The sequence below is a fragment of the Sphingobacterium detergens genome (assembly GCF_003610355.1).
Lineage (GTDB): Bacteria > Bacteroidota > Bacteroidia > Sphingobacteriales > Sphingobacteriaceae > Sphingobacterium > Sphingobacterium detergens.
The window spans coordinates 1,741,250-1,767,118 of sequence record NZ_RAPY01000001.1 but is presented as its reverse complement, the minus strand read 5'-3'; the positions used below and the strand labels follow the sequence as shown (position 1 = coordinate 1,767,118).

27 protein-coding genes and 1 riboswitch are annotated in these 25,869 nt (G+C 38.3%); of the genes, 11 read left to right on the top strand and 16 right to left on the bottom strand.

Annotation, left to right across the window (positions count from 1 at the left end; all coding sequences use genetic code 11):
• The first annotated feature begins 19 nt into the window (after positions 1-19).
• The 3 genes from rpmI (at position 20) to DFQ12_RS07710 (ending at position 1,374) form a co-directional block, all read left to right on the top strand.
• On the top strand, positions 20-220 hold the full coding sequence (gene rpmI / locus DFQ12_RS07720; protein WP_002993964.1) for a 50S ribosomal protein L35: 201 nt from the start codon (positions 20-22) through the stop codon (positions 218-220).
• A gap of 99 nt (positions 221-319) precedes the next feature.
• Positions 320-664, top strand: coding sequence for a 50S ribosomal protein L20 (gene rplT, locus DFQ12_RS07715; RefSeq protein WP_046674462.1), 345 nt, complete (start codon positions 320-322; stop codon positions 662-664).
• 263 nt (positions 665-927) lie between these two features.
• Positions 928-1,374 (top strand): DUF3060 domain-containing protein, encoded by a 447-nt coding sequence (locus tag DFQ12_RS07710; RefSeq protein ID WP_208642462.1) that lies wholly within the window; start codon positions 928-930, stop codon positions 1,372-1,374.
• Between the two features lie 71 nt (positions 1,375-1,445).
• Here the strand turns inward: DFQ12_RS07710 and DFQ12_RS07705 are convergent, their stop codons facing one another.
• The 5 genes from DFQ12_RS07705 to DFQ12_RS07685 all read right to left on the bottom strand — a co-directional run bounded on the left by DFQ12_RS07705 (position 1,446) and on the right by DFQ12_RS07685 (position 7,553).
• The gene (locus tag DFQ12_RS07705; protein ID WP_120258374.1) at positions 1,446-4,187 is read right to left on the bottom strand and encodes a DUF3857 domain-containing protein; all 2,742 of its coding nucleotides are present in this window, start codon (positions 4,185-4,187) and stop codon (positions 1,446-1,448) included.
• 160 nt (positions 4,188-4,347) lie between these two features.
• Entirely contained in the window at positions 4,348-5,283 is a 936-nt protein-coding gene (rimK, locus tag DFQ12_RS07700; protein WP_077435364.1) for a 30S ribosomal protein S6--L-glutamate ligase, read from the bottom strand.
• 59 nt (positions 5,284-5,342) lie between these two features.
• On the bottom strand, positions 5,343-5,780 hold the full coding sequence (locus DFQ12_RS07695) for an ATP-dependent zinc protease family protein (protein ID WP_120258373.1): 438 nt from the start codon (positions 5,778-5,780) through the stop codon (positions 5,343-5,345).
• A gap of 58 nt (positions 5,781-5,838) precedes the next feature.
• A complete protein-coding gene (locus DFQ12_RS07690; protein WP_120258372.1) occupies positions 5,839-7,017 on the bottom strand; it encodes an AIR synthase related protein in 1,179 nt (392 codons plus the stop codon).
• A 53-nt stretch (positions 7,018-7,070) separates the two neighbouring features.
• Positions 7,071-7,553, bottom strand: a complete 483-nt coding sequence (locus tag DFQ12_RS07685) for a DNA-deoxyinosine glycosylase (protein WP_120258371.1) — start codon at positions 7,551-7,553, stop codon at positions 7,071-7,073.
• Positions 7,554-7,650: 97 nt separating this feature from the next.
• On the opposite strand from DFQ12_RS07685, the gene DFQ12_RS07680 reads away from it, so the two are divergent.
• The 4 genes from DFQ12_RS07680 to mgtE all read left to right on the top strand — a co-directional run bounded on the left by DFQ12_RS07680 (position 7,651) and on the right by mgtE (position 10,989).
• Positions 7,651-8,514 carry an SPFH domain-containing protein gene (locus DFQ12_RS07680; RefSeq protein ID WP_120258370.1) on the top strand — a complete coding sequence of 288 codons (864 nt, stop codon included), beginning with the start codon at positions 7,651-7,653 and terminating at the stop codon, positions 8,512-8,514.
• A gap of 10 nt (positions 8,515-8,524) precedes the next feature.
• Positions 8,525-8,701, top strand: a complete 177-nt coding sequence (locus tag DFQ12_RS07675; protein WP_120258369.1) for a type II toxin-antitoxin system antitoxin — start codon at positions 8,525-8,527, stop codon at positions 8,699-8,701.
• Between the two features lie 90 nt (positions 8,702-8,791).
• The gene (gene pepE, locus DFQ12_RS07670) at positions 8,792-9,502 is read left to right on the top strand and encodes a dipeptidase PepE (RefSeq protein WP_120258368.1); all 711 of its coding nucleotides are present in this window, start codon (positions 8,792-8,794) and stop codon (positions 9,500-9,502) included.
• Positions 9,503-9,672: 170 nt separating this feature from the next.
• On the top strand, positions 9,673-10,989 hold the full coding sequence (mgtE, locus tag DFQ12_RS07665) for a magnesium transporter (RefSeq protein WP_120258367.1): 1,317 nt from the start codon (positions 9,673-9,675) through the stop codon (positions 10,987-10,989).
• A gap of 70 nt (positions 10,990-11,059) precedes the next feature.
• Here the strand turns inward: mgtE and DFQ12_RS07660 are convergent, their stop codons facing one another.
• The 6 genes from DFQ12_RS07660 to ubiE all read right to left on the bottom strand — a co-directional run bounded on the left by DFQ12_RS07660 (position 11,060) and on the right by ubiE (position 15,392).
• Complete coding sequence (locus DFQ12_RS07660; RefSeq protein ID WP_120258366.1) at positions 11,060-12,307, bottom strand: voltage-gated chloride channel family protein; 1,248 nt, start codon at positions 12,305-12,307, stop codon at positions 11,060-11,062.
• A 37-nt stretch (positions 12,308-12,344) separates the two neighbouring features.
• Positions 12,345-12,407, bottom strand: a riboswitch (Fluoride riboswitch).
• A 6-nt stretch (positions 12,408-12,413) separates the two neighbouring features.
• Positions 12,414-12,788, bottom strand: coding sequence for a DUF423 domain-containing protein (locus DFQ12_RS07655; protein WP_120258365.1), 375 nt, complete (start codon positions 12,786-12,788; stop codon positions 12,414-12,416).
• Positions 12,789-12,797: 9 nt separating this feature from the next.
• A complete protein-coding gene (locus DFQ12_RS07650; RefSeq protein ID WP_208642461.1) occupies positions 12,798-13,253 on the bottom strand; it encodes a GNAT family N-acetyltransferase in 456 nt (151 codons plus the stop codon).
• A gap of 89 nt (positions 13,254-13,342) precedes the next feature.
• Complete coding sequence (locus DFQ12_RS07645) at positions 13,343-13,792, bottom strand: GatB/YqeY domain-containing protein (RefSeq protein ID WP_120258363.1); 450 nt, start codon at positions 13,790-13,792, stop codon at positions 13,343-13,345.
• Positions 13,793-13,802: 10 nt separating this feature from the next.
• Positions 13,803-14,564 carry an SDR family oxidoreductase gene (locus DFQ12_RS07640; protein ID WP_120258362.1) on the bottom strand — a complete coding sequence of 254 codons (762 nt, stop codon included), beginning with the start codon at positions 14,562-14,564 and terminating at the stop codon, positions 13,803-13,805.
• An 87-nt stretch (positions 14,565-14,651) separates the two neighbouring features.
• Positions 14,652-15,392, bottom strand: a complete 741-nt coding sequence (gene ubiE / locus DFQ12_RS07635) for a bifunctional demethylmenaquinone methyltransferase/2-methoxy-6-polyprenyl-1,4-benzoquinol methylase UbiE (protein WP_120259267.1) — start codon at positions 15,390-15,392, stop codon at positions 14,652-14,654.
• 414 nt (positions 15,393-15,806) lie between these two features.
• On the opposite strand from ubiE, the gene dnaB reads away from it, so the two are divergent.
• Positions 15,807-17,420: a replicative DNA helicase gene (gene dnaB, locus DFQ12_RS07630; RefSeq protein WP_120258361.1), complete on the top strand. Its 1,614-nt coding sequence runs from the start codon at positions 15,807-15,809 to the stop codon at positions 17,418-17,420.
• 129 nt (positions 17,421-17,549) lie between these two features.
• On the opposite strand, the gene DFQ12_RS07625 is transcribed toward dnaB, so the two are convergent.
• Positions 17,550-18,443 (bottom strand): DUF3078 domain-containing protein, encoded by an 894-nt coding sequence (locus DFQ12_RS07625; protein ID WP_120258360.1) that lies wholly within the window; start codon positions 18,441-18,443, stop codon positions 17,550-17,552.
• 138 nt (positions 18,444-18,581) lie between these two features.
• On the opposite strand from DFQ12_RS07625, the gene rlmH reads away from it, so the two are divergent.
• Complete coding sequence (gene rlmH, locus DFQ12_RS07620) at positions 18,582-19,055, top strand: 23S rRNA (pseudouridine(1915)-N(3))-methyltransferase RlmH (RefSeq protein ID WP_120258359.1); 474 nt, start codon at positions 18,582-18,584, stop codon at positions 19,053-19,055.
• 44 nt (positions 19,056-19,099) lie between these two features.
• A complete protein-coding gene (locus DFQ12_RS28475) occupies positions 19,100-19,228 on the top strand; it encodes a hypothetical protein (protein WP_259182944.1) in 129 nt (42 codons plus the stop codon).
• A 560-nt stretch (positions 19,229-19,788) separates the two neighbouring features.
• Here DFQ12_RS28475 and DFQ12_RS07615 read toward each other — a convergent pair.
• The 4 genes from DFQ12_RS07615 to DFQ12_RS07600 all read right to left on the bottom strand — a co-directional run bounded on the left by DFQ12_RS07615 (position 19,789) and on the right by DFQ12_RS07600 (position 23,816).
• Positions 19,789-21,039, bottom strand: a complete 1,251-nt coding sequence (locus DFQ12_RS07615) for a PQQ-dependent sugar dehydrogenase (protein WP_120258358.1) — start codon at positions 21,037-21,039, stop codon at positions 19,789-19,791.
• Positions 21,040-21,207: 168 nt separating this feature from the next.
• Complete coding sequence (locus DFQ12_RS07610; RefSeq protein ID WP_120258357.1) at positions 21,208-21,453, bottom strand: hypothetical protein; 246 nt, start codon at positions 21,451-21,453, stop codon at positions 21,208-21,210.
• A 68-nt stretch (positions 21,454-21,521) separates the two neighbouring features.
• The gene (gene murI, locus DFQ12_RS07605; RefSeq protein WP_120258356.1) at positions 21,522-22,346 is read right to left on the bottom strand and encodes a glutamate racemase; all 825 of its coding nucleotides are present in this window, start codon (positions 22,344-22,346) and stop codon (positions 21,522-21,524) included.
• 54 nt (positions 22,347-22,400) lie between these two features.
• On the bottom strand, positions 22,401-23,816 hold the full coding sequence (locus tag DFQ12_RS07600) for a glycoside hydrolase family 125 protein (protein WP_120258355.1): 1,416 nt from the start codon (positions 23,814-23,816) through the stop codon (positions 22,401-22,403).
• 196 nt (positions 23,817-24,012) lie between these two features.
• Between DFQ12_RS07600 and DFQ12_RS07595 the strand changes: the two genes are divergently transcribed.
• Complete coding sequence (locus DFQ12_RS07595) at positions 24,013-25,686, top strand: gliding motility protein RemB (protein ID WP_244211693.1); 1,674 nt, start codon at positions 24,013-24,015, stop codon at positions 25,684-25,686.
• The last annotated feature ends 183 nt before the right edge of the window (positions 25,687-25,869 follow it).

Here is a 25,869-nt window from a genome sequence, read left to right as displayed (position 1 = left end):
TATAAAATTTATAAGTATTATGCCAAAAGTTAAAACCAATTCCAGCGCAAAGAAACGTTTCAAATTGACTGGAACAGGTAAGATTGCAAGAAAAAACGCTTTCAAAAGCCACATCTTGACAAAAAAGAGCACAAAACGTAAACGTAACTTAACACAAACAAGTTATGTATCTGATGGCGACATGGGCAACGTAAAACGTATGCTTGCTATCGGTAAATAAGTTTTATTCGATTTTATTTAATAATAATTTTTTAACCGGGTACAGGGTCGTAAGTTCATTGAAATACATGGCACCTTTTACCAAACTAATTTTAAAAATATGCCACGTTCGGTTAACGCAGTAGCTTCAAGAAGAAGACGCAAAAAAATCCTAGGCCTTGCAAAAGGTTACTTTGGATCACGTAGCAAAGTTTATACTATTGCTAAAAATACAGTAGAAAAAGGTTTACAATACGCTTACCGCGATCGTAAAACCAAAAAACGCGAGTTTAGAGCTTTATGGATTCAACGTATCAACGCTGGAGCTCGTCAACACGGAATTTCTTATTCCCAATTGATCGGTAAATTAAACGCTAAAAACATTGGTTTGAACCGTAAGGTTTTAGCTGATTTAGCTTTAAATAACCCAGAAGCTTTCAAAGCAGTTGTAGACGCAGTAAAATAGAGTTTTTAATCCGTTATCAATTTGTTAGAGATATTAAAGGAGCCTTTTAGGCTCCTTTTTTGTTATCATTTGTTACCTCTGAGATTACTGTAGTCTTTTTTGGACGATGTTTGTATGTATAGCGGGGAACTGCTCGGCGTATTTTATTTGGAGGAAGCCTTATAACCCCCTTTGAACAACTGAAATTATCAAACTATAGGTAATAGCCATTTACACTCAATATTAGGTTTGATTTTTGTAGAATGAGCTATAAACGTACAATTATGAAAACAAGAACTATCGCATTTGGATTTTCACTTCTTTTATTAGGAGGTATGGTTATGGCTAAAGGGCCAGGTTACAAAGCTCCAATAAAAGCTGTATCTGATCAACAAGGCAAAGTTATATCAATCGAAGGGGTGGGTAACACCCGGACAATAGAGGCCAAGGGGGGAGAGACAATCCAAATAGAAGGTGCCGATAATAAGGTTGTGATACGTGGTAATGTTAGTAAAGTTATTATTGAGGGTAAAGGCAATACAGTAACGGGAAATGACGTGTCGACTGTTACAATAGAGGGTGCAGATAATATGGTTAATATTGGCTCTTTGGAGACAGTGCAAATTGAAGGTGTTAAAAACCATGTTCACTACAAGTCAACTAAAAACAAATCTGGCCAAGTAAAGGTATCTACCGAAGGAGCTGATAATATGGTAATGAAGATGAAATAGCTGAAAAGGCACCCATAGAAAAGGGTTTTGCATAATATCATGCAAAACCCTTTTTTATTTAGAAATAACATCTAGTTTTTAGTTTGATTATCATCGGACTGCTCCTGATCTATTTCGTCTTTTTGTGTTTTATATTCTCCGGATGCAGTTTCCGTATTTTGTTCTTGTATGGGATAGGGTTCTAAGAAATCCTGATCAAAAGGATGCGGAGTTATGGCCCGCGGCATAGGATTTTCATCGTCATATGTTCGAAGACAGGTACCTTTGACACGTTCGGAGTTATATGCGTAAGTTCCCCAGATACAGAAAAAGAGGATGGCTCTAATATTATCTTTGTAGGTCGTGAATAGGTCTTCTGTTTTATCTAAATATCCGTTGAAAATAAAATAATATGCAATTCCATCCATTGTACAGAATATGGCCATAAATAGAGCGACGATAAAGAAGGTCTGGGCAAAAATATCCCTTTTTTTGATCAGTAGGATAGCGCTATAAATCAAACCAGCAAGGATCAATACATTACCAATCATTTCTACCAGCAGTAGAATTTTATATGAAAAGGATGAAATTCCGGCTACTTGATCAACTACTTGCCAGGTGTTTAAATTAAAAAAGGACTGCTGGAAGAAAAATATGCCAGATAAAGTCAATATATTGATAAATAACACAATAAGGAGTACGATCATCCATCCGCCTATTTGATCGTAATAAACCTCATCATAGGGTTTGATGATAATAGGTTTGCTCTTGTTATACTTTTTAACAATATACCAGATCACAGTCGGTACCGAGACGATGAATAAAAGCAGGGTGAACCAATTGATCTCCTTCGATGATGCGGGGGTACCCAAGTTCGTTATTCCATCTGTCGCATATCCGTCAGCATCAAGATAGAAACCATTGAAAAAGATATTGTCGCGATCAGCAAAATCCGTATAATACTGTTTCAGATCTTTTTGTTCAACAAATGGTTCATGAAAACCTAAGGTATACGCAATTTTAATACTATCTGGATTTATCTCCAATGTTTTACCGAATACATAGGCATTACGGTCGAAAAAACTGTTTTCTCTATGGTTGCCAAATAGTTTCTTTCCCTTGTTAACCACATAGATTTCATATTCGATATCATTTGGGAAAGGCAGGCTTAGTGGAGCTATACGATCTTCCATAATTTCGGGCAGCTTGTCGTTGATATTTGTGCCCAACATGGAAATATATTTTTTAGAAGATCCGTTTTCTGCTTTTCCGATATTTTTTATTTTATATTTTTCGATGATCTCCACACGATTATTTTCAATATCATCTTTGTATTGGACATTGGTGATTTTATTGATTTTGGGATAGATTTTCGTATAGTACTCAAGGTATTGCTTCTGTATATCGTTTTTGGCACTACTTTGAAAATAAGTCCGCATATTGTCTGCTTCGTTGCCGAGATAGATAGTTTGTACATCAAGGGTAGCTTCGGATTTGCCTTCAAGTGTCAATGTTTCCCTGACTTTAATATTTCCGGTAATATTCTGCGGTACATCTGTCAGTTTCCCTTTACCCATCGTTGAAAGTACTTTTCCATAGGCAGGGAAATATCTGTTTTTGATATCTCCACCTTGATTGGTGATGGTTGGATCTATATATTGGTAACGTCCGTCAACATTCACTTCAATAACCATATGGTTGAAAGCATAGGGCGATGGGAGTTCTTCTTGTAGCCCACGATCCTTATAGGTATTGGCTAATACCAGTCCTACGCCAATGTTCTTATTTTTAAGTATTGTCGCCAGCAGCATTGATTTATCTTTGCAATCGCCGTAGCGCTGCGAAAACACTTTTTCCGGTACATTTGCCCGGTGTGAATATTCGCCCATCTCAATACCCATATACCGTATTTCGTTTTGTACGAAGTCACAGGCCTTTTTTAGGTACACATAGGGCTGTCCATTTGACTCTTTCCATAGTTGATTAACGAAAGTTTGAAGTGCGCTTGACGGAGCAATCTGTGGGATGGGATTGATCCTATTATTCCATTGATCTACTTCCAGCCAAGTATTGAATTCTGAACACTGGATATATTTTAAAGGGCTATACCAAGCCGGACTATAATTTTCGTATTGTACTGTTTTATCTTCGGTCAGTTCCCAAAAGAAATTGGTTGTATTTCCCGCGGATTGTTGTTGTACTTCTGGAGCGCCGTTGAAACTTTTGAATTGAAGTTTACGACCTTGAGGGACAATATAATTAAGATGAACCAAGCCGGTAGGCTCATAGCCGCGCAAATAATAGGTGTCGAAAAATTTATTTTCAAATACAGGGTTTGCACCAATTATTGAATAAGCAAATACAATCTTGTCGTCTTTACGCAAATCCTCCAGGACACAATGGGCCATCTGACTTCCATTGTAGATAGATCTCGAAAGCTCCGTTTCAGATGCGAGGAGATTGAATTTTGCTTGCGGTAATAAGTTAATATCTTTCCCCTTACGAATGATCTTCAACTCATGTAATTGAAGTTTTTGGAAATGCGGATCAAAAGTTACCTGAACTTGCCCTAGATTTTCGATTCCACTTTGATCAAATACTACTTTTATGTCCTTATAATATTTTGTTTGGCTCCCTAAGTTTATTTGATGCTCGATTAATTCGTAGTAATACCCATCACTAATATCATCCAAATTTGGTTTTATGGGCTTTTTTGTGGCGGACCGAAGCCAACTTGGTGATGCTGTTTTTTGAATGGATGTTTGGCTAAATGACCAAGAGCATGCAGCTAGTACGAGTGCAAAAGCTAATAGAAGATGGCTAAATCTTTTCATCAATTAATAATTTAACCTAAGATAAGTAAAATTTGGACTTAACTGTAGCTTAATTTAAGGATCATTAATAATCTTTATGGAGTAAAAATCTGGCTGTCTAAAAAGATAAAAGGGTTGCCTGTGTACACAGGCAACCCTTTTATCTTTCAATCCGGAGATATTATAGTTTACTCTCTCTTTTTTTCTTTTTCTTCACCACTTTAGGCATTTGTGCCTGTTTCATTTCATACTGTCTTTCGATGTATTGAATGATTTCAGAAGCAATGTCCTTTTTCGTGGCTTTTTCTATGCCTTCCAGTCCAGGGGAGGAATTCACCTCCAGGACCAGCGGTCCCCGGTCTGAAGGAATCATATCCACACCACAAACCGTAAGTCCCAATTGGGCTGCAGCAGCAATTGCAGTTTCTCTTTCTGCCTTACTTAGGCGTATGACCTGCGCTGTACCACCGCGGTGTATGTTGGAACGAAATTCACCTTCCTTAGCCGTACGTTTCATCGCCCCCACAACTTTTCCATCAACCACAAAAGCTCGGATATCAGAGCCTTTAGACTCTTTGATGAACTCTTGGATCAAAATATTATTTCCGAGGCCGTAGAACGCTTCTATAACAGATGAAGCTGCTTTCTTAGTTTCTGCTAAAACAACACCAATCCCTTGCGTACCTTCCAATAGTTTGATCACTAATGGAGCGCCGCCGACCATACTGATGAGATCATCAACATCGGATGCTGTACGAGCAAAGCCCGTAATTGGAAGTCCAATACCTGCACCGGACAAGATCTGCAGACATCTCAATTTATCTCTGGATCTGGTAATCGCTTGACTTGGATTTGCGGAAATTACATCCATCACCTCAAATTGTCTAACAATAGCCGAACCATAAAAGGTAACCGAAGCGCCTATTCGGGGAATAATAGCGTCAATACCACTGAGATCCTGTCCTTTGTAATGAATACTGGGTTTACCTTGTTGAATGCCAACGTAACACTTACTGTGATCTATGACAACACATTCGTGTCCTCTTTGTTGGGCAGCTTCTACGAGACGACGAGTTGAGTATAAACTCTTTACTGTCGATAATACGGCAATTTTCACGGTTTGTATATTGAATATATTTTTGTGCTAAGATAACAAAATAGCTTTGCTATTTGTTTTTATTTTGACGGGGACTTCAAGGAGAGATTTTCTTTGGAAACGTCGACCAAAAATCTGCGGTATAGAAAATTCTTTCCTAAAAGCATCGGATAAGTCATTTTGGAGCGATTTCGAAATGAAATCTTGATACTGAAAACCTGATCATAAAGCTTCGCGGTAGTTCGGATGTAGTAACGCTTTTCTTCCTGACCAAATGAACTTTTAACCAGTTTAGTTTTGTAAAGTCTTAATTTTAGAACTTTGGTTTCTTCTGTCTCGAAATTGGTAATGAGTTCACAGAGAATCCAGTCCTGGCCGTCTTCATTAACGATTTTATAGGAATTACAATGCAAAACAGATGAAGCAGCACCGGTATCGATTTTTGCTTCTATGCCAAATATTCCTAATTCAGGTAAATCTAGGGTCTCTTTCCAACCCACGAGAAGTTTTTCTTTCATTTAAACCAAATGGAATAGATGCACCAATCTCTATTGAAGAGGTTGGTGCATTCCTATTTTATTCGTAAATAAATTCTCCAAAAGGAGATGTAATCGTTACTTTTTTAGAAGTTGCCTCTTCCACACGACCGATAATTTGCGCCGGAACGCCGAACGACTCGGAAATGGCAATAATGTCTGCAGCAATAGCTTCAGGTACATATAATTCCATACGGTGTCCCATATTAAATACCTTATACATCTCTTTCCAATCTGTATTCGATTCTTTCTGTATCAATTCGAAGAGCGGCGGGATCGGGAAAAGATTGTCTTTAATGATATGTACATTGTCAACGAAGTGAAGTACTTTAGTTTGCGCTCCACCCGAACAATGTACCATTCCATCAATTTGAGAACGGTATTTATCTAATATATTTTTAATGATTGGAGCGTAGGTACGCGTAGCTGAAAGTACAAGTTTACCCGCTGTCACTTTTTCGCCCGTTTCAACTACGATGTCATTGGTTAAGTCTTGGCTTCCTGCAAAAACAAGTTCGTATGGAACTGCTGGGTCATATGCTTCTGGATATTTCTCTGCTACTTTTTTGTTAAAAACGTCATGACGTGCAGATGTCAAACCATTGGAACCCATACCGCCATTATAGGCTTTCTCATAGTTTGCTTTTCCATTGGATGCCAAACCGACAATTACATTGCCCCCTTTGATTTTGTGATTTGAAATGACATCTTCACGTTTCATACGACATGTCACTGTGCTATCGACAATTATTGTACGTACCAGATCACCAACGTCAGCAGTTTCACCACCGGTTGAATAAATACCGATACCTAAATCACGAAGTTCAGACAATATTTCTTCCGTACCGTTAATGATTTCTGCAATGACTTCCCCTGGAATAAGATTTTTATTCCTTCCTATTGTGGACGATAGTAGGATATTATCGGTTGCTCCAACACAGAGTAAATCGTCAATATTCATGATAATTGCATCTTGTGCAATGCCTTTCCAAACCGAAATATCTCCTGTTTCTTTCCAATATACGTAGGCTAGGGAAGATTTGGTGCCAGCACCATCAGCATGCATAATATTGCACCAGTCCTGATCTCCACCCAAAATATCGGGAATGATTTTACAGAATGCTTTGGGAAACAGACCCTTGTCGATATTTTTTATCGCATTGTGTACATCCTCTTTTCCAGCGGATACACCTCGTTGATTGTATTTTAAATCTGACATCTTAGCGCAAAAATAAGCAATAGCGCTGAATTAACGAACCTTATTTGTGTAATTTAATCACTTATGATCGCTTGCCAATGCAGGATGAGTTTTTCGAGGTTTGTTTTTGCATTCGCAGGGCTTGTGCTCGGGAGACATATATAGGTAATGTTTTCCTTTTTTTCAAAATACTTTAAGTATAAGCTGTGGGCCTTCTGTCCATTAAAAACGACCAGTTTGATCCTGGGATTTGCCTCAAGCAGAGCTATAATTGGATTGGGACTTTCATCTTTGATGGCTAAATCCATGCTGCCTGGACGAGAAGCTTCCGCACATACATCCCAAAGGCCAATACCATTGTCTACTAGCAGGTTTACTTTGTCAGCATAGTTTGCCGCATCTGGGCTGTTATATAAATGCCGGATGACTTTCCAAAAGCGATTTTGCGGATGTGCATAATATTCATTTTGCTCCAATGATTTGTCCCCGGGCAGAGATCCAAGGATGAGTGTTTTTGTGTTTGCATTCACAAGAGGTAAAAAAGACCGTTTGAGCATAATCAAAAATAATAATAAAAATTTTGGCTTTGAAATATGAACTATTTTTTGCTATATTTATGATATTAAAATGATATCAAATATATATTAATAAATTATGGAAAAGTTGATTAAACCTATGTCGGGCTATTTAGCCCTGTTAATTGCGGTAGCTTCTTTTATAGCTGCCATATTTTCGTTTGCCAATGTCGATACGAGTTCGCTTTATGTTGTACTTGGCGTAGCCTTGATGATCGGAACATTTTTTATCCTGAAGGGATTGATGATTATTAATCCAAATCATTCGCGTGTTTTGAATTTCTTTGGTAAATATGTGGGGACGGTCAAAGAAAACGGTTTATTTTTCGTCAATCCGTTATATTCTACAATCAAGATTAGTCTGCGTTCAGACAACTTACAGGGGCAAACGCTGAAAGTAAATGATAAGATGGGAAATCCGATTGAGATAGGCGCGGTCATTGTATGGCAGGTAGGGGATACCTATAAAGCTGCTTACGATGTAAGTAACTATACTTCCTATGTACGTACACAGAGCGAAGCGGCAGTACGGCATCTTGCGGGAAGTTTTCCTTATGATAACCTTGAGGATGAGGGGGCTGAGATCACTTTGCGCGAAGGCGGGGATACCGTTAACCATATCCTTGAGCAGGAGCTTTCAGATCGTCTTGCACCTGCAGGAGTTATTATTAAAGAGGCTAGAATTAGTCATTTAGCTTATGCATCCGAAATCGCTGGGGCGATGCTACAAAGGCAACAAGCTGCAGCGATTGTTGCTGCACGTTCTAAGATTGTCGATGGTGCCGTGGGAATGGTTGAAATGGCACTAAAAAAATTGTCCGAAAAAGATATAGTAGAATTGGACAATGAGAAAAAGGCAGCTATGGTAAGTAACCTTATGGTCGTACTCTGTGGAGAAAAGGCTGCAACCCCAATAGTAAATACCGGTACTTTGTATCAATAAACTGAATAAAATGGCAGATAAAAAGAACTTTATGTTGCGGCTCGATGACCAAATGTACAAAGCATTGGAAAAATGGGCTGCGGATGAGTTTAGGAGTGTTAACGGGCAGATAGAATATCTTTTACATAAAGCGCTGCAAGAAAATAAAAGATTGAGTGCGGAGAAAAAGTCTGCCGATAAAAAATAAAGAATCAAAAACTAAAAATGTACCTTTGGCTTCGTTATAAATGAAGCCAAAGGTACATTTTTTTGTTAAGTAATATTTAAGTAATAAGATATGGTGATCAATCCAATTTATAATTTATTGGTCGTAAGCACAAGTACCATCCATGGTAGTGAATTCCTGGGATATATTAAAGAGGATTTTGTAGAGTTTATTGCATCTGATGAGCTGCTATTTGTTCCTTTTGCGCGACCATCCGGAATTTCTTTTGATGCGTATACGGCGAAAGTTCAGGAGGCTCTCAGCGATAAGAATATAAAGGTAACCGGATTACATGAATTTGAGAACAAGAAAAAGGCCATCCAGGAGGCAAAAGCAATTTTTGTTGGTGGGGGAAATACATTCTTGTTGTTGAAGACCTTGTATGATCTGGATCTTGTGCATCAACTACGTGTACAAGTAGGGAAAGGGATTCCCTATGTAGGTACTTCTGCTGGATCTAATCTGACAGGTTTGACAATTGGTACAACGAACGATATGCCTATTGTTTATCCACCTAGTTTTGATGCCTTGGGATTTTTGCCTTTTAATATTAATCCACATTTTTTGGATCCGGATATGAATTCGACACATAAAGGAGAAACCCGTGAAACCCGTATCCAGGAGTTTCATCAATTTAATTCGCAACCTGTCGTCGGACTTCGGGAGGGAAGCTGGCTAAAAGTAAGTCAAGGTGAAATAAAACTTGAAGGGACGTTGACTGCTCGTTTATTCAGATCGAATATGGACGCTATTGAACTTGATCCTGGATTAATTAATTTTTAAGATTTTGTAAAATCTGCACTCTTTTTGTAGCTTAATAATAAAGTAAAAGCAGGTTGCAGTCTATTTAAATAAATATTGGGTCTTTCTTCGTTAAAAAATACTTTTGTAGATGATTGGATATCATACAAAATAAGGTACTTTTGCGCTAAATCCATTAAAACTTTCTTCCAATGGAACAAAATTCAGCATTACACCCGGCCGATATTGCGGAAGAAATATCGCGTCTAAATAAAGGTGAGCAACATCAATATTTTATGGACTATCCGTTAGAGGATAGATTGGAAATCTTTTCTTTTTTGGAAGTAGATGTCCAATATACATTGATTAAATCAATGACCGAGCAGGAGTTGTCCGAATTGCTGAATAATCTAAAACCGGATACGCGAAACGAATTGCTTTCTGAATTGCCAGATGATCTAATCAAATATTTGATTAATCTCTTAAATGAACGTGAAAAGCAGATGGCCCTGGAGCTGATCGGATATAAAGAGGATAGTATTGCCCGACTAATGACACCAATGTATGTACAGGTACGTCCTTATTATACTGTGGATGATGTCTTTCGGCATATTAAAGTCTTTGGAAGAAAAGCGGAAACACTCAATTTCATTTATGTTGTTGACGAGAAAAATGTGTTGATTGACGATTTGAAAATCGGTCAGCTACTATTGTCTGATGGATCTACAAAGATTTCGGACTTAATCGATTATAATTTTGCGGCTATTAAAGCCTCCACACCTATGGAGGAAGCCTTCGAAATTTTCCAGAAATACGATCGAAGTGCCTTACCGATTGTTACCGAAGCTGGTGTATTGGTCGGAATTGTGACATTTGATGATGTATTAGACCGGATCGAAGATCGTGACACCGAAGATATTCAACGATTTGGGGGTATGGAGGAATTGGATTTGGCATATACAAAGACCCCATTACTTCAATTAGTACAAAAACGGGCGGGATGGCTTATTATATTGTTTTTCAGTGAGATGCTTACAGCGTCAGCCATGGGCTTTTTTGAAGGAGAACTGGAAAAGGCAGTTGTATTGGCATTGTTTGTTCCTCTAATTATTTCCAGTGGTGGAAATTCAGGTTCACAGGCAGCATCACTTATTATTCGTGCCATGGCTCTGGGCGAATTGAAACTCAAAGATTGGTGGTATGTGATGAAAAGGGAAGTTTCTTCCGGATTGATTTTGGGCGGGATATTAGGTACTATTGGTTTCCTACGGATACTGGCCTGGCATTTTCTTGGTCTGTATGACTACGGTCCGTATTGGATTGCCATAGGTCTTACAGTAGCAGTGTCTTTGGTGTTTATCGTGTTGTGGGGTACGCTGTCTGGTTCATTTATTCCATTTATCTTGCGTCGATTTGGATTGGATCCAGCCACAGCATCAGCGCCCTTCGTAGCAACGTTAGTGGACGTTTCGGGATTGATTATTTATTTTACCGTTGCAGCATTCTTTTTGCAAGGTAAATTATTATAAGCCTTTCAGAAAAAATATAGAAAAAAGCATAAAACCATCGCTTGGTTTTATGCTTTTTTTATTGATTGTATTACAAATTCAATTTTCGATACAATTTTTCTTTAATTCCACCTTTCTGGGCAACATAAATTCCTTTTTTCCCAGAGAATATAAATGCGGTTATACAAGCAATTGCTATAAAAGCAACAGGTTGGAAGCCGAAAAGTTCATAGCCCATAATGATGCAAGCTAAGGGTGTATTTGTAGCTCCAGAGAATACGGCAACAAAGCCCATCGCAGCCAATAATCCAAGCGGGAGTGGGATAAAGCCGCTGAGTGTACTGCCAAGAGTAGCTCCAATAAAAAACAAAGGGGTCACTTCTCCGCCTTTAAAACCGGCAGAAAGGGTAAATGTGGTTAAGACCAATTTGATTAAGAAATCATAGTAATCCGAGGGATTATTGAAAGCCTCCTGAATCATTGGAATACCTAAGCCGATATATTTTGTGCTTTTTAGCAATACCACCGTAATCACAATGATGATACCACCGATAACAGGTCTGAGCAGAGGAGATTTGATTTTTTTAAATTGAGCACTGAAGAAGTCTCCCGTGAAAGTAAACAACCAGGCTGCCAAGCCAAATAAAATTCCAGCAATCAAACTAAACCCAATATTGCTTAAAGAAAGCGCAGGGATCATTTCATGTATTGGGTAATGTGTGTGCGGTACATGCCATAATTGACAGCTAAAATTTGCGATATAGGCTGTGAGAAGGCAGGGGAGGATACCAAAATATCTTTTTTTACCAATGAGCAGGACTTCAAGGCCGAAGATAGTTCCAGCTAGTGGTGTGCCAAAGACGGCAGCAAAACCGGCTGTAATACCGATAGATATCAGGATGCGTCGTTCGGTTTTGTCGAAATCAAACCAGCGGTTGAGCTGATCGGCTATTGCTCCGCCAATCTGAACTGCTGTTCCTTCACGTCCGGCTGATCCACCAAATAGGTGGGTAAGTAAAGTTCCGAATAATACAAGTGGTGCCATAACAAGCGGTATCCTGCGTTGTGGACGAAGATATTCTTCGATTAGGAGATTATTCCCTCTGCTTGAGGGGTTGCCCCAGCGCTGATAGGATAGGGCAATAATCAAACCTGCAAGTGGTAATCCATAGATTATCCAAGAATTGTTTTCCCTATATTGTGTGACCCAATTCAGCGAAAAAAGAAAGAATGCACAGATTGATCCAACACTAAAGCCTATTATACAGCAAGTAATAAGCCATTTAGCAATAAAATGGAGATTAATTTGAGGTGGTTGATTTGAAATTCTGATAGCCATAAGTCTACACTTTATATAAAATTTGTTGTTTTTATACTAAAAAGTAGACGTCATCAGCTTATTAGGGCGGTTCAAGGCAGACATCATTGCCATATGTTCGACAAAGTTATAAAAAACGAATGATAATTGCAATCCAGCCGAGGATCATCAATAATCCCCCTAGAGGAGTGATTGGTCCAAGGAATTTTAGATTTTTTTTCCAGTATTCTGCAAAGGAAAGAAAATAAATACTTAGGGAAAACAAAAGGGTACCCGATGTAATTAAATAATAGGCAACTCTTTCAGATTGATATTCAAAGGATAGGTTTAGCCCAAGAATCAATAAGGTGATCGCTGCATACATTTGATAGCGAACACCCACTTCAAAAGAATCCAGTTTTTCGGGCGATAGAATTTTTTTGAATGCGTGTGCTCCAAAGGCTCCAAGTATAATTGCCAACGCACCTAATAGGGCAGCAGTAATGATTACAATGTTATTCATAAAAATAGTCTATTTAATAATAGATTTAGTCATGTCAATGTGAAGGATTCCGTAATCTGGATAGGGTTCAGAGTTTTGTTCAAATCCTAATTTCTCATAGAATGACTTTAAGTGAAATTGCGCACCGATTTGAATATCCTGAGGTCCAAAAGCGTCTAAAGTAGCTTCAATAGATTTATGCATAAGGAGTTGACTTAGGCCTGTGCCTCGGGCTTCTTTCACAACAATAACACGTCCGACGGAAGGTTGTGGATATGAAATTCCAGCTGGGACTAAACGGGTGTAAGCGACAATTTCTCCATCCTGCTCAGCCCAAAGATGCAGACAGACGTAATCTTTATCATCCAGTTCAGGATATAGACACTCTTGTTCCACTACAAAAACCTCTGTACGTAATTTTAAAATACGGTACAATTCACGGTTTGTTAGCTCTTCAAAATTCTTAAGTTTCCAATTATATTGCATGATAGCGAATAAAGAGGGGAAATTGAGTTACTGACCATAAACTGAAACAGATTGATCGGTAACTCAATTTGTATTATTAAAAGGGAAAATTATGCCAATAGGCTTTTTACAACTTCGGAAATTGTTTTTCCGTCAGCTTGTCCAGCTAATTTTTGATTGGCAGCACCCATTACTTTTCCCATTTCTTTAATGGATGAAGCGCCGGTCTCAGCGATGATCGCTTTGATAACAGCCTCTACTTCCTCTTTGCTCATTTGTTTAGGAAGGTAAGTTTCAATCACTTTTTCTTCTTCTACCTCGATTTGGTAAAGATCCTCACGATTTTGAGTCTTATAGATTTCAGCAGATTCACGTCTTTGTTTTACCAATTTTTGTAAAACTTTAATTTCAGCTTCTTGATTCAGATCTTCTGCATGGCCTTTCTCCGTTTTCGCGAGGAGAATAGCTGCTTTAATCGCACGTAATCCACGCAATGCTGCTGTATTTTTTGCAATCATTGCTGCTTTAATGTCTTGATTTATTTGTGTTTCTAATGACATGATATTTAAATTATTTTCGATTGACAATCGTGCCTGTAGCCTGTGCTGTCGGCATTATTAATAGATCGTTGATATTAACATGAGCTGGCCTGGTGATGACGAAAAGAATAGTTTCGGCAATGTCGGTACCGGTCAGGGGCTGTACACCTGTATACACGCTTTTTGCTCGTTCTTTGTCTCCATGAAAGCGAACCTCAGAGAATTCTGTTTCAACCATACCGGGGTCGATAGAAGTTACTTTGATACCTTTGGAAAGTAAGTCTATACGCATCGCTTTTGTTAACGCATCTACCGCATGTTTGCTAGCACAGTATACGTTACCATTTGGGTATACTTCTTTGCCTGCAATAGAGCCCAAATTGACAATATGTGCTCCATTTGCGGTATCCATTAATGGGATGACTGCTTTGCTGACATAAAGCAATCCTTTGACATTGGTGTCGATCATTCTATCCCAGTCACCGATATCACCATCCTGGATTGGATCCAGACCTTGGCTAAGCCCTGCATTATTGATCAATACATGGATTGTTTTCCATTCCTCTGGTAAACCGTTTATTTGGTTTTGAACCTGTTCTGAATCTCTGACATCCAATTCAAACGTATGAATTTTGATGTGGGGATAGATTGAATTCAATTTTTCCTTCAATATATCCAGCCGATTTAGTCTACGGGCACAAAGCAAAAGGTTGTAGCCTTCCTTCGCCAACACTTCAGCACAGGCTTGACCAATACCTGAACTTGCTCCTGTGATGAAAACTGTCTTTGTCATATTTTTTAACTAGTTGAAATAGTAAATCTCATTGCTGACTGTAATTTCATCTATTGATAAAACTCAATCCATGAGTCCTTGATAGACCTATTTTGTCGCAATATAAATCGTGCAGATACCAAATGTTTGTGGTCTCACAATCGTTTGGTCGAAGCCAGCTTTTTTATTTATTGCAACAAATTTCTGTCCATCTGGAAACTGAGCAACGGATTCCGGTAAATATTCGTAAGCACTGGCATCTTTTGAGAAGAATTTTCCAATAGTCGGTGTTACATATTTGAAATAAAAATTGTAGAGCTGCTTTATAGGGAATTTTTTGGGATTCGAAAATTCCAAAATAACGGCCTTACCACCGGGTTTCAATACGCGGTAAATGTCGGACAATCCTTTTTCTAAGTTTTCAAAGTTACGGACACCAAATGCAACGGTAACAGCGTCAAAGGTATTGTCTTCAAATTGAAGCCTTTCCGAATCGCCTAATTGTACTTCAAATTGATTTTCCAGTCCTTTGTTTGCGATTTTCTTTTTAGCGACATCAAGCATTCCTTGAGAGATATCGACCCCAATTATTTTTTTTGGATTCAATATCTTGATGGATTCCAATGCAAAATCACCTGTTCCGGTAGCCACATCTAACATGAGCTGAGGTTTAATGGACTTCAGGGCATTAATGGCTTTCTTTCGCCATATAATATCAATCCCCAGGGACATGAAGTGGTTTAAGAAATCATAGGAATGGGAAATATTGTTGAACATATCCGCTACCTGTTTTTTCTTGCCATCATTGGCATCTTTATAGGGCTTTAATGTTGAAGAATCGTGCGTCATTTTACAAATATACAATATAAGTATATTTTTAATGCTTAAAATAGGATTTGTTTTTTGATTTAAAGCTGAAGTCTTTTCCTCTTTAACAAAGGCGAGTTGGAGCGGTGTCCCGATAGAATTAAACCCAATCATTTTGAATTTCGATCATTTTGGTTATTCACAATGCTTTAAGTTATCAACACTTTTTAATGTATTGATTTTAAGTGCTTGTTTTTTATTTTCAACATGTTTTCAACATGTAATGTTGAAAAGTGGATCGTTAAAACTGTGTCCTTCAAAGCGTTTTGACGTTTGGTGCCTGACGGACTAATTATGCTGTTTGTAATTCAGCGTCTTTGTGAATTTTATTTTTTATACATTTGTTATCCCGTCTTAAATTTAAGAGCTGGGAAGCTATATTTCTGATATAATATCATGATGAACGAGAGCAATTTTGAAGCGAATAACACGGATAATAACAAAAGAGGTAGTTATGGTGAGCGCCGTACCAAATTAAACAACATGGTAAGCGGCTTGGGTAAGCTACCGCCCCAGGCAGTAGATCTTGAGGAAGCTGTTTTGGGCGCATTGATGCTTGAAAAAAATGCACTGAGCGAGATTATTGATATTTTAAAACCAGAGTCTTTTTATAAGGAATCACATCAGAAAATTTTTGAAGCTATATTTGGCTTATTTCAAAAGACTTCGCCTATTGATATTCTGACGGTCACCTCCGAATTACGTAGAATGGGGGCACTGGAAATGGTGGGTGGAGCTTATTATATCACGCAGCTTACCGATCGAGTTGTTTCTGCTGCTAATATCGAATACCATGCGCGTATTATTTCGCAAAAATATATCCAAAGGGAGCTGATCAAAGTTTCTACTGAGATTATCAATAGTTCCTATGATGAGACCTCGGATATTTTTGATCTCTTGGATCATGCCGAGAAGAGCTTGTTTGATATTGCACAAAATAACTTGAGAAGAGATTCGCGTAAGATGGATGACATTATGCGTGAAGCAATTTCCAATCTTGAGATGTTGCGTGATCGTACAGATGGCCTGACGGGTGTGCCATCGGGTTTAACTGCACTTGATCGCATGACTTCTGGTTGGCAACCTTCTGACTTAGTGATTATCGCCGCTCGTCCAGCGATGGGTAAAACAGCGTTTGTATTGTCTGTAGCACGAAATGCTGCTGTTGAACATGGTAAGGCTGTTGCTGTATTCTCACTGGAGATGTCCTCTGTTCAGCTGGTTAATCGTCTTATCGCAGGTGAAACTGAGATTGAACAAGAGAAGCTGAAAAAAGGAAATCTTGCCGATCACGAATGGCAGCAATTGCATTCACGTATCGGTCGACTGACAGAGGCGCCGATCATTATTGATGATACTCCTGCATTGAACGTATTTGAATTTAGGGCAAAATGCCGTCGTCTTAAAGCACAATATGATATCCAGATGGTGATTGTTGATTACTTGCAATTGATGCATGGTAAAGCTGAAGGCAAGGGCGGTGGTAACCGTGAGCAAGAAATCGGTAGTATTTCCCGTGCTTTGAAATCTGTTGCGAAAGAGTTGAGTATCCCGGTGTTGGCATTGTCGCAGTTAAGCCGTGCGGTAGAGTCGAGACCAGGAAATAGTAAAAGGCCGATGCTATCGGATTTGCGTGAATCCGGATCTATTGAGCAGGATGCCGATATGGTACTTTTCTTATATAGACCAGAGTACTATGGTTTGACCGAAGATGAAGAGGGGCGTCCAACAGCCGGTGTTGGTGAAGTTATTATCGCCAAGCACCGTAATGGTGAAACAGGGATTGTACCGCTTCGTTTCGTAGGTAAATTCGTTAAATTTGTCGATCTTGAAGATGAGTTTTCCGGAATGGGCGGCGGTGATGGTTTTGGAGATGCTCCAACCACATTTTCTGCCTCAGCATTGAATCCGTCACCAAATTTTGGTGAAGACTTCGGTGGAGCAGGCTTCAGCGGAGGCATTACAATGCCTTCCCGAATGAATGATATGCCTGACGATGCACCTTTTTAATCTGTAATTTTACATTAGTATCCATAAATAAAAAAGCCGAATATCATATTCGGCTTTTTTATTGACCTAAGTTTAATCAACCACCGTAGCAATCTTTAATGGATTGCTGTATATTTTCACTTTAAGCGGTTAGAATTTGTAAGTCACCCCAGCTCCGACGATCTGTCTGATCTGTAAAGCAGAGTTCCTTTTTCCAATTTCTTTTCCTTCTTTGATAACAGGAATGGCTGTATTGTCATCGTAAATCATCTGCACACCTGCATTTACAGTGATGAACTTATTGACCTTCATGAAGAGATTCGCAGTGTAGTCAATGTCAACATTCTGTGGTTTATCCAGATAATTAGAATAGAGTTTCAAGATATTTTCAAAGGAAACATTTTCCATGAGGTTTACCTTGTAATAAGCGTCAAAAGAAGCTCCGAATTCAGTCCTCACTTTTTTGCCTGGGTCTAGTCCGTATCTTGTAGAAAGGAGGGTGTCATTAACAAAAACGAATCTTATCGCCGCTGGGGATAGATTAAACCTTAAGTTGTCAGACTTTTTATAGGCAAAACCCGGCCCAAAGCTTAAATATGCTGGAGCTAGAAATCGAGAAATACGCTCTTTGGGAGTTTTGGTATAATCAAATCCATCGGCAAATTGCGTGTTAAAGTTCAGGAAAAAGGTATATAGCCAGTATTCTGAGGCTTTATGTCCCAATAAACTATTCAATACTAATCTATCATCATTTTTGCGCCAGTCCGATTCCTTTTGGAAAGTTAAGCCATAGGCTGCTAATACTTTATTATCCCAAGACCATTTGTCTTTTTTATAATTGAAATCATAATTTAAGGTAAGATTTCCCGAAAATGAATTGACACCCCCTGCGGCCCAATTGGAGAAGGAGCTCTGGTTGATCAAAAACGTGTTTTCACCTTTGATTGTCCATGTTTTAGAGGTATCTGTAGGGGCTTCTTGGCTGAAACTTCGAAAGCTAATTAAACTTAAGGCAATAAGAAAGATCGATTTAATTTTTTTCATACTAAAATTTGGTTTTTGTGCATATGCTGCGAAAATAAATGTTCTATAACTAAACGTATAACTTTGTTTATTGTTTTGTGGCTTTTTGTTTACGTATATTTTAAATAAAATCGGAACTTTGGGAACTTGATTGATACTATGAAAATAACGTTACTTTGTATTGGAAAGACAGATGATAAATACTTGATCGAAGGAATCGACAAATACATCAAAAGACTAAAGTTCTATGTCAACTTTAATATTGTCGTGATACCGGACATTAAAAATAGCAAAAGCCTTTCTGAAGAGCAGCAGAAAGACAAAGAGGCCGGATTGATTTTAAAACAATTGCAGCCACAGGATATGGTTGTACTACTGGATGAGTTTGGTAAAGAGTTTCGCTCTTTGGATTTTTCTGCTTATTTGGAGAAAATGATGATCAATAGTGTGCAACATCTGGTGTTTATTATTGGTGGTCCTTACGGATTTGATCAAAAGATCTATGACCGTGCCAGTTCCAAAATGTCTTTGTCGAAAATGACATTTTCGCATCAAATGATCCGTTTATTCTTTACAGAACAGCTCTATCGGGCCTTTTCAATTATGAAAGGCGAACCTTATCATCATGAATAATATGGAAAAAAGTCCGTAACTTCATCATTAATAAAAACAGACTTATGAATTTGCCGAATAAACGTGATTATCACTATAAAAGTGATGAAGGAGAGAAAAATAGCCAATTGAATAAATACGTCATGATAGCCTGTATCGTTATTGTGATTTTATTGGCAATTTATTTTGCATAATTTGATATCCTCTAATTACGGATGAAGTAAAAGAATAAATCTCTTACTTAATATCCGTATGGAGGATATCAGCAGATGATTTTAATAAATTTGATTGAAATTGTTTGGAGGAGAACGCTTAATTTTTCGGAGAAGGTTGGCAGGTTTTGCGCGTTCTTTTTGGTTCGGTGTTGTTGACAAATCCCCAGTTGGTCACATAGAATGATAAGGGGTTAATTTCTAATAATTTTTTCATTTTTTCTTTTTTTACCATATAATATTTTATTGTTTCGACTGTATTTGATCAATAATCGAGCCAAACTTTAGATCGTGCCGTGGCCTTGTATAATTTAGTATTTGGCACCGCAAGTAGTAAAATTGAGAAAAATAGGGGATAAGTGCGAGTTTCACCTAAAGCGTTAATGGCTAAATTCCCTGAACGTATCATTGAAGGAGCTGTCCAAAAAGTAAAAAGAACCCTCCGCATAGTAGGTGGTTGAAGAAAAACTGTTGTGGGGATACGTATAGAATATTAAAAAACAGCGATGTCAGAGCTTTTCTGACATCGCTGTTTTTTTTATTTACTTTTTATCTATTTTATAGAGTCTGCCAAGATCAGTAATGGCATATAAAGCCCCGTCTGGCCCTTGTGTAATATCTCTGAACCGCTGTCCTTCACTGCCTAATAGTCGTTCTTCGCCAACAACCTTATTATCTTTCAAAATAATTCTGGCAATATGCGTGCTACTTAAACCGCAAATAAAGAGGTTATTTTTCCATTCAGGAATGTTTTGTCCAGTATAAAATGTGATTCCACTTGGAGAGAGCACAGGATCCCAATAATAAACTGGTTGCTCAAGTCCTTCTTTTTGCTGTATTCCTGCGCCCACTTTATCTCCTTTATATTCAATTCCGTAAGTTATCGTTGGCCAACCATAATTGATGCCTGCCTGGATTCTGTTGAGTTCATCTCCACCGCGTGGACCAAATTCAGTTTCCCATAAATCACCAGTTTCAGGATGGAAAGCAAGCCCTTGCGGATTACGATGTCCATAACTATAGATCTCTGGTCGTGCATTTGCTTTTCCGATAAATGGATTGCCTGATGCAGGCTGTCCGTCTTTTGTAATGCGCAAAATCTTGCCCAGAGCAGCATTCAAATCCTGAGCCAGAGGCCTTGTCACTAAATCGGAGCGCTCTCCGGTACTAAAAACAATATTTCCTTCTTTGTCAAAAACGATACGTCCGCCGTAATGGAGATTACCTTTATGAGCGGGAGTAGCTTGATAGATAACCTTAGCCTCTTCAAATGATTTTTCATCCGCCGAGAGCTTACCTTTAGCAACAGCCGTTAATGTTCCTGCGGGGGTATTGTCCGCAAATACCCAGTAGACCATACGGTTGGAGCTAAAATTCGGATCGAGCCTCAACCCGAGTAATCCACCTTGGCCACTTGTATTGACTGCAGGTATACCTTTGATTGGTTCGCTTAATTTGCCATCAGCACTTGCAATACGCATATCGCCCTCTTTCTCTGTGATTAGCAGCCTGCCATCAGGCAGCGCTACAATACCCCAAGGAGACTTTAGCCCCTCGGCTATAACTTTGCCCTCGAAAGCTGTAGTTGTTTTAGCACCAGCAATTCTGGTCTGCCCAGCAAAAGCAGGTTTGTAGTCCGAATTTGCTTTTTGCGTTTCTACCGGTGGATAGCTTGTGGTATCCGTAGGATTAGCTGTGCTATCTGAACCGGAGTTTGAATTTGCATGATTGGAATTGCAGGCAGTTAAGCCAAGCGATATCGTTAAAAGGCTTATTGTCAGTTTGTTTTTCATTATTAATGACTTGTTTTTTGGTCTGATTGTTCGTTTGAAGATATTAAAAATTAATGAAATGCTGTCCGATATAATGTAATAAATTTATCGACATCCGGCCATAAGCCTAATAAAGGGGCGGCAGGATAACAAATCCATCTATTTTTGCTGGGTATTTTTAAGGGGAAACTAGAGGGTGTTCAGACAGTGAGTCAGTATCTGCTGTAATTCTTTGTCTTTATTGACATAATAATCGCTAACCTCTAGTAGTGCATTTGTGCTTAAATTATAGACACAGACCGGAATATAATTTGGTTGAGCGGATGTTTCAAAAGTCTTAAAATAGTCTGCACTTTCCTGGAAAGTTGAAAACTCTTTTGACTCACAATGCCGTGTCTCTTGATTGTATGCAATGGTTACATAGTTTTTTTTCATCGTACATTCCTTTACCTAAATAACGAAAGGTAAACGACAAAAGTTTTAAAAATTCGCAGCTTTTTATTTTAAACACTGATGTGACTAGCATCTACATGTTTTCCGAAGAATATTTTTGCTTTGCTTTCAAAATCCCTAGGATCGTCTGTAGTGTAGAAGGCCAACTGACTATTTTTTGAACAGCATGTTTCTATTTCCGTATGACGGTGAAGGTATTCCTGTAGACTTTTCGCAACGATAGGCCCTTGGGAAATAATATTGACATTTTTTGGGACGTATTTTTCGATTATAGGTAATAATAAGGGGTAATGCGTACATGCCAATACAATAGTATCTATTTGATCGGATTTCTGCAACAGTTCATGGATATCTTTTTGGACAAAATAATGTGCCCCCTCTGTATTGATCTCATTATTTTCAACCAGAGGAACCCAAAAAGGACAGTCATGTTGAAAAACCTCAATTTCCGGATTAAATTTATGTATCTCGATCTTATACGATTCAGATTTTACCGTCCCTGTCGTTGCGAGGATACCGATTTTGTTTGTTTTCGTATAATTATGGATGATTTCAGTTGTTGGTCTGATGACCCCAAGTACTTTTTTTCCTGGAGGAAGATCGTTTTGTTGAATCGTTCTTAAAGCTTTTGCCGAAGCCGTGTTACAAGCTAATATAACGAGATTACAGCCTAAATCAAACAATTTAAAAACACATTGCTTGGTGTAATTATATACGGTTTCAAAGGACCGCGTACCATAAGGAACACGTGCATTATCGCCTAGGTAGATATAATCATATTGAGGAAGGAGCTGCTGAATTTCCTTAAATACAGAAAGGCCGCCATAACCGGAGTCGAAAATGCCAATAGGACCAGAAGTCAGTGTATTATCCATAACGCAATGCTATAAGTTACATCCACCTATAACATTGCGTTATAAGATTCAGTTTTACTGAAGCAAAGATGGTTTCTCTTTATATATTTTCCAAATTAATTCGCCAAATAATGTATTAGTCCAGGCAAACCAATGTCTTGTGAATTTTTTCGGATCATTCTTATGGAAGGATTCATGCATAAATCCTGTACCACCATGTGTGCTCACTAAGGTTTTGATGCAATTGCGGATCTCTTCATCATTTGTCGAAGTTTGCGCACGCATAATAATTGACATTGGCCAAATCATATCGCGGCCAATATGCGGTCCCCCGATACCTTCGGCTGCGGTACCTTTAAAGAAGAATGGATTCTTGTCAGACAGAACAAAATTACGTGTACGTTGATAGACCTCGTCATTGAGATTGACTGCACCTAAATAGGGCAGAGCCAATAAACTAGGGATATTTGCGTCGTCCATCATGAGATGACTTGAATAACCATCTACTTCAAACGCATATATTCTCCCTAAGGTTGGATGATCTATAATTCCATATTTATTTACGGCAGCCTCAACTTCATTCGCAAGCGATTCCATTTTTGCGGAAAGCGTCTGTTCGTTTTTAACCTTTTTGAGAATTTCCGCAGATTGTCTCAAACTGACCACCGCAAATAGGTTGGAAGGAATTAGGAAAGAAAAAATAGTCGAGTCATCCGAAGGTCTAAAGCTTGAGCAAATCAGACCTACCGGATTTACGGGATAGCCATAACCATCTACTTGTAACGTGTCGGAACCCCTTGAGGTCGTACGCTCAAATTTATAAGGGCCTAAATTATCCTTGCGTTGCTGTTCAACAAAAGTTTGATAGATCTTGTGCTGAGCCTCTAGCCATTCGTCGTTAAATGGACTACTGTCATTTGTTTCCTTCCAGTAATGGTAAGCAAGTCGAATCGGATAACATAGTGAATCAATTTCCCATTTTCGTTCATGGATTCCTGGTTTCATACTTGTGTGGTCACTGAACCATTCCCCTTTTTTTGTTGGGTCATTATAGAAAGCATTCGCATAAGGATCAATATTGATACATTTACTTTGTTTTTGTATTAATCCGACAATAAGGTCCTGCAATTTTTTATCTTTTTTCATGAAAGGAAGATAGGGCCACACCTGTGCACTACTATCACGTAACCACATTGCATCGATATCTCCTGTAATAACGTAGGTATAGTTTCTGCCATTTTGAACATATGGAAATACAGTTGTATCCAATGTATTTGGAAAGCAGTTGTTAAATAACCAGGTCAGTTCCTTGTTTTTGACATTTTTTTGAAACTCTGTAATGGCATCTTCAATTACTTTACTTGAAAAAAGCCGTTTTTCTTTAGTTGTGCGTACAATAGGAAAAGAATGTTCCTGAGCAAAAGAAAATTTGCTTGCAAATGCACCTGCTGTCAATAAGGTTGCGTTTTGGATAAAAGTTCTGCGTTTCATGCTTATTAGGGCTGATTTTTTGTTATACAAGGTTATTTACTAAGATGCAAGATATAAATATTTTTGAATATAACGAACAGCAAATACGATTTAGCATTATAAAATTGACTACAGATGTTAATAAAGTCATTTTTATTCGGTTAATTTGCAGTTAGGAATGCATTTTGCTAGAAGAAATAATCTTTGAAATAATTTTATGGGGCTTAATATATCAAAAAAAAGTAATTTACTTCGAATTGTGCTGGCAGGCATCGGGGTAGGTGTCTCGTTCGCAGGTTTTGGACAAATTAAAAGCCAGCCTTATTCGTATCATTTCTATCAGAAAATGAACGATGTCGTTTATTCTACTGAAACGAGAATGCACACAACAGCTAAACCATTCGTCATCAAGGATTCTTTGTTGTTGGCCAAATTTGACTCGATTCAATCCAATAAACCAGTTTCCTCATCAAATTGGTTCATGCGTAAGATCTTTAATGAACATTTGGTTCAAGTCGAGAAAGACGATTATACATTCTATGCGGACTTTTTGCCGGATATGTATATTGGAAAAGATATGCAGGGCGATAAACGTCGTACATGGATGAATGGTCGAGGATTTCAAGTGGGATTGAATGTGGGTAATAAATTCACCTTTAATTCATCGGCCTTTGAAAGCCAAGCTGTTTTTCCAAAGTATCTTGACGATTATATTGTCGCTAATAAAGTAATTCCTGGTCAGGGAAATACCAAATTTCAGTCTAAAAATAAAATGGACTGGATGTATGCGACAGCAAGTATGACTTACGATGCTCATAAGTATATCCAAGCAACGATAGCGTACGATAAAAACTTTATTGGGGATGGTTACCGCTCGATGCTGCTTTCTGACTTTTCATCTAATTATGCACATCTGAAGCTGACCGGTACGATCGGCAATGTACAGTATACATCCATTTGGGCTTACATGAATGATCCGACACATCCCAGAGAGGATCTAACTGGGGTATATCCCATGGAAGGCCAAAAAAATACGCGTTTAGGTGACGGGAAAAAATGGGGAGCTTTTCAATATTTGGATTGGAATGTGACCAATAAATTATCTGTGGGATTTTTTCAATCTGTGGTTTGGGCAGCGCAAGATGAGGCCGGAAAAAGAGGATTTGATTTCAGTTATATAAGTCCGATTATCTTTATACGTCCTGTTGAAAGTAATAATCGTACGTCACCGGATAAGATGTTTTTAGGACTTACGTCAAAATATAAATTACCTTACAACTTGACGGTTTATGGTCAGTTTTTATTAGGGGAATTTACGGCCAAGGAATTTTTTGCGGGTAATGGTTATGCACATAATAAGTGGGGCGCACAGTTAGGGGTAAGAGGTTATGACATGTTTGGTGTCAAAAACCTAAACTTCCTTGCGGAGTATAATACGGCTAGACCTTATACGTATGCACACTTTAAATCCTATTCCAATTATAGTAACAATGCCGAACCATTGGCGCATCCAAAAGGTGCTAACTTTAGAGAGTTGGTTGGTCTCGTAAACTATGCATGGGACAGATGGGACTTTTCATTACAGGGAATGTACACACAAAATGGATTAGACCTGGCTGATGGAACTAATATGGGTGGAAATATCTTTCAGTCTTATCGGACTATCCCAAATATGTATGGAAACCATATCGCGCAAGGGATAAAAAATAATATCTATTATGCGGATGCAAAAGCAGCGTATGTACTTAATCCTAAATATAACCTTCGTTTAGAATTGGGGTATATGCAACGCTATGCGAAAGCACAATATGAAACACCTGTCGTGAATAAATCGGGCGTGGTTACATTTGGACTTCGCTCAAGCTTTAGAGCGATCTATAATGATTTATAGGAAGTTTTTATATATTTGAGCCATTACAGCTTATGAAAACATCATGATTATTCAGGCCGTATAAGGGAATGTATAATCATGATGTTTTTTTTTAAATATATTCATTTTAATATCGTTTAAAATGTAACCGATACTACTTGGTAGTTTGAATGCATAATCGAATAGATAATATTGAATCAATCA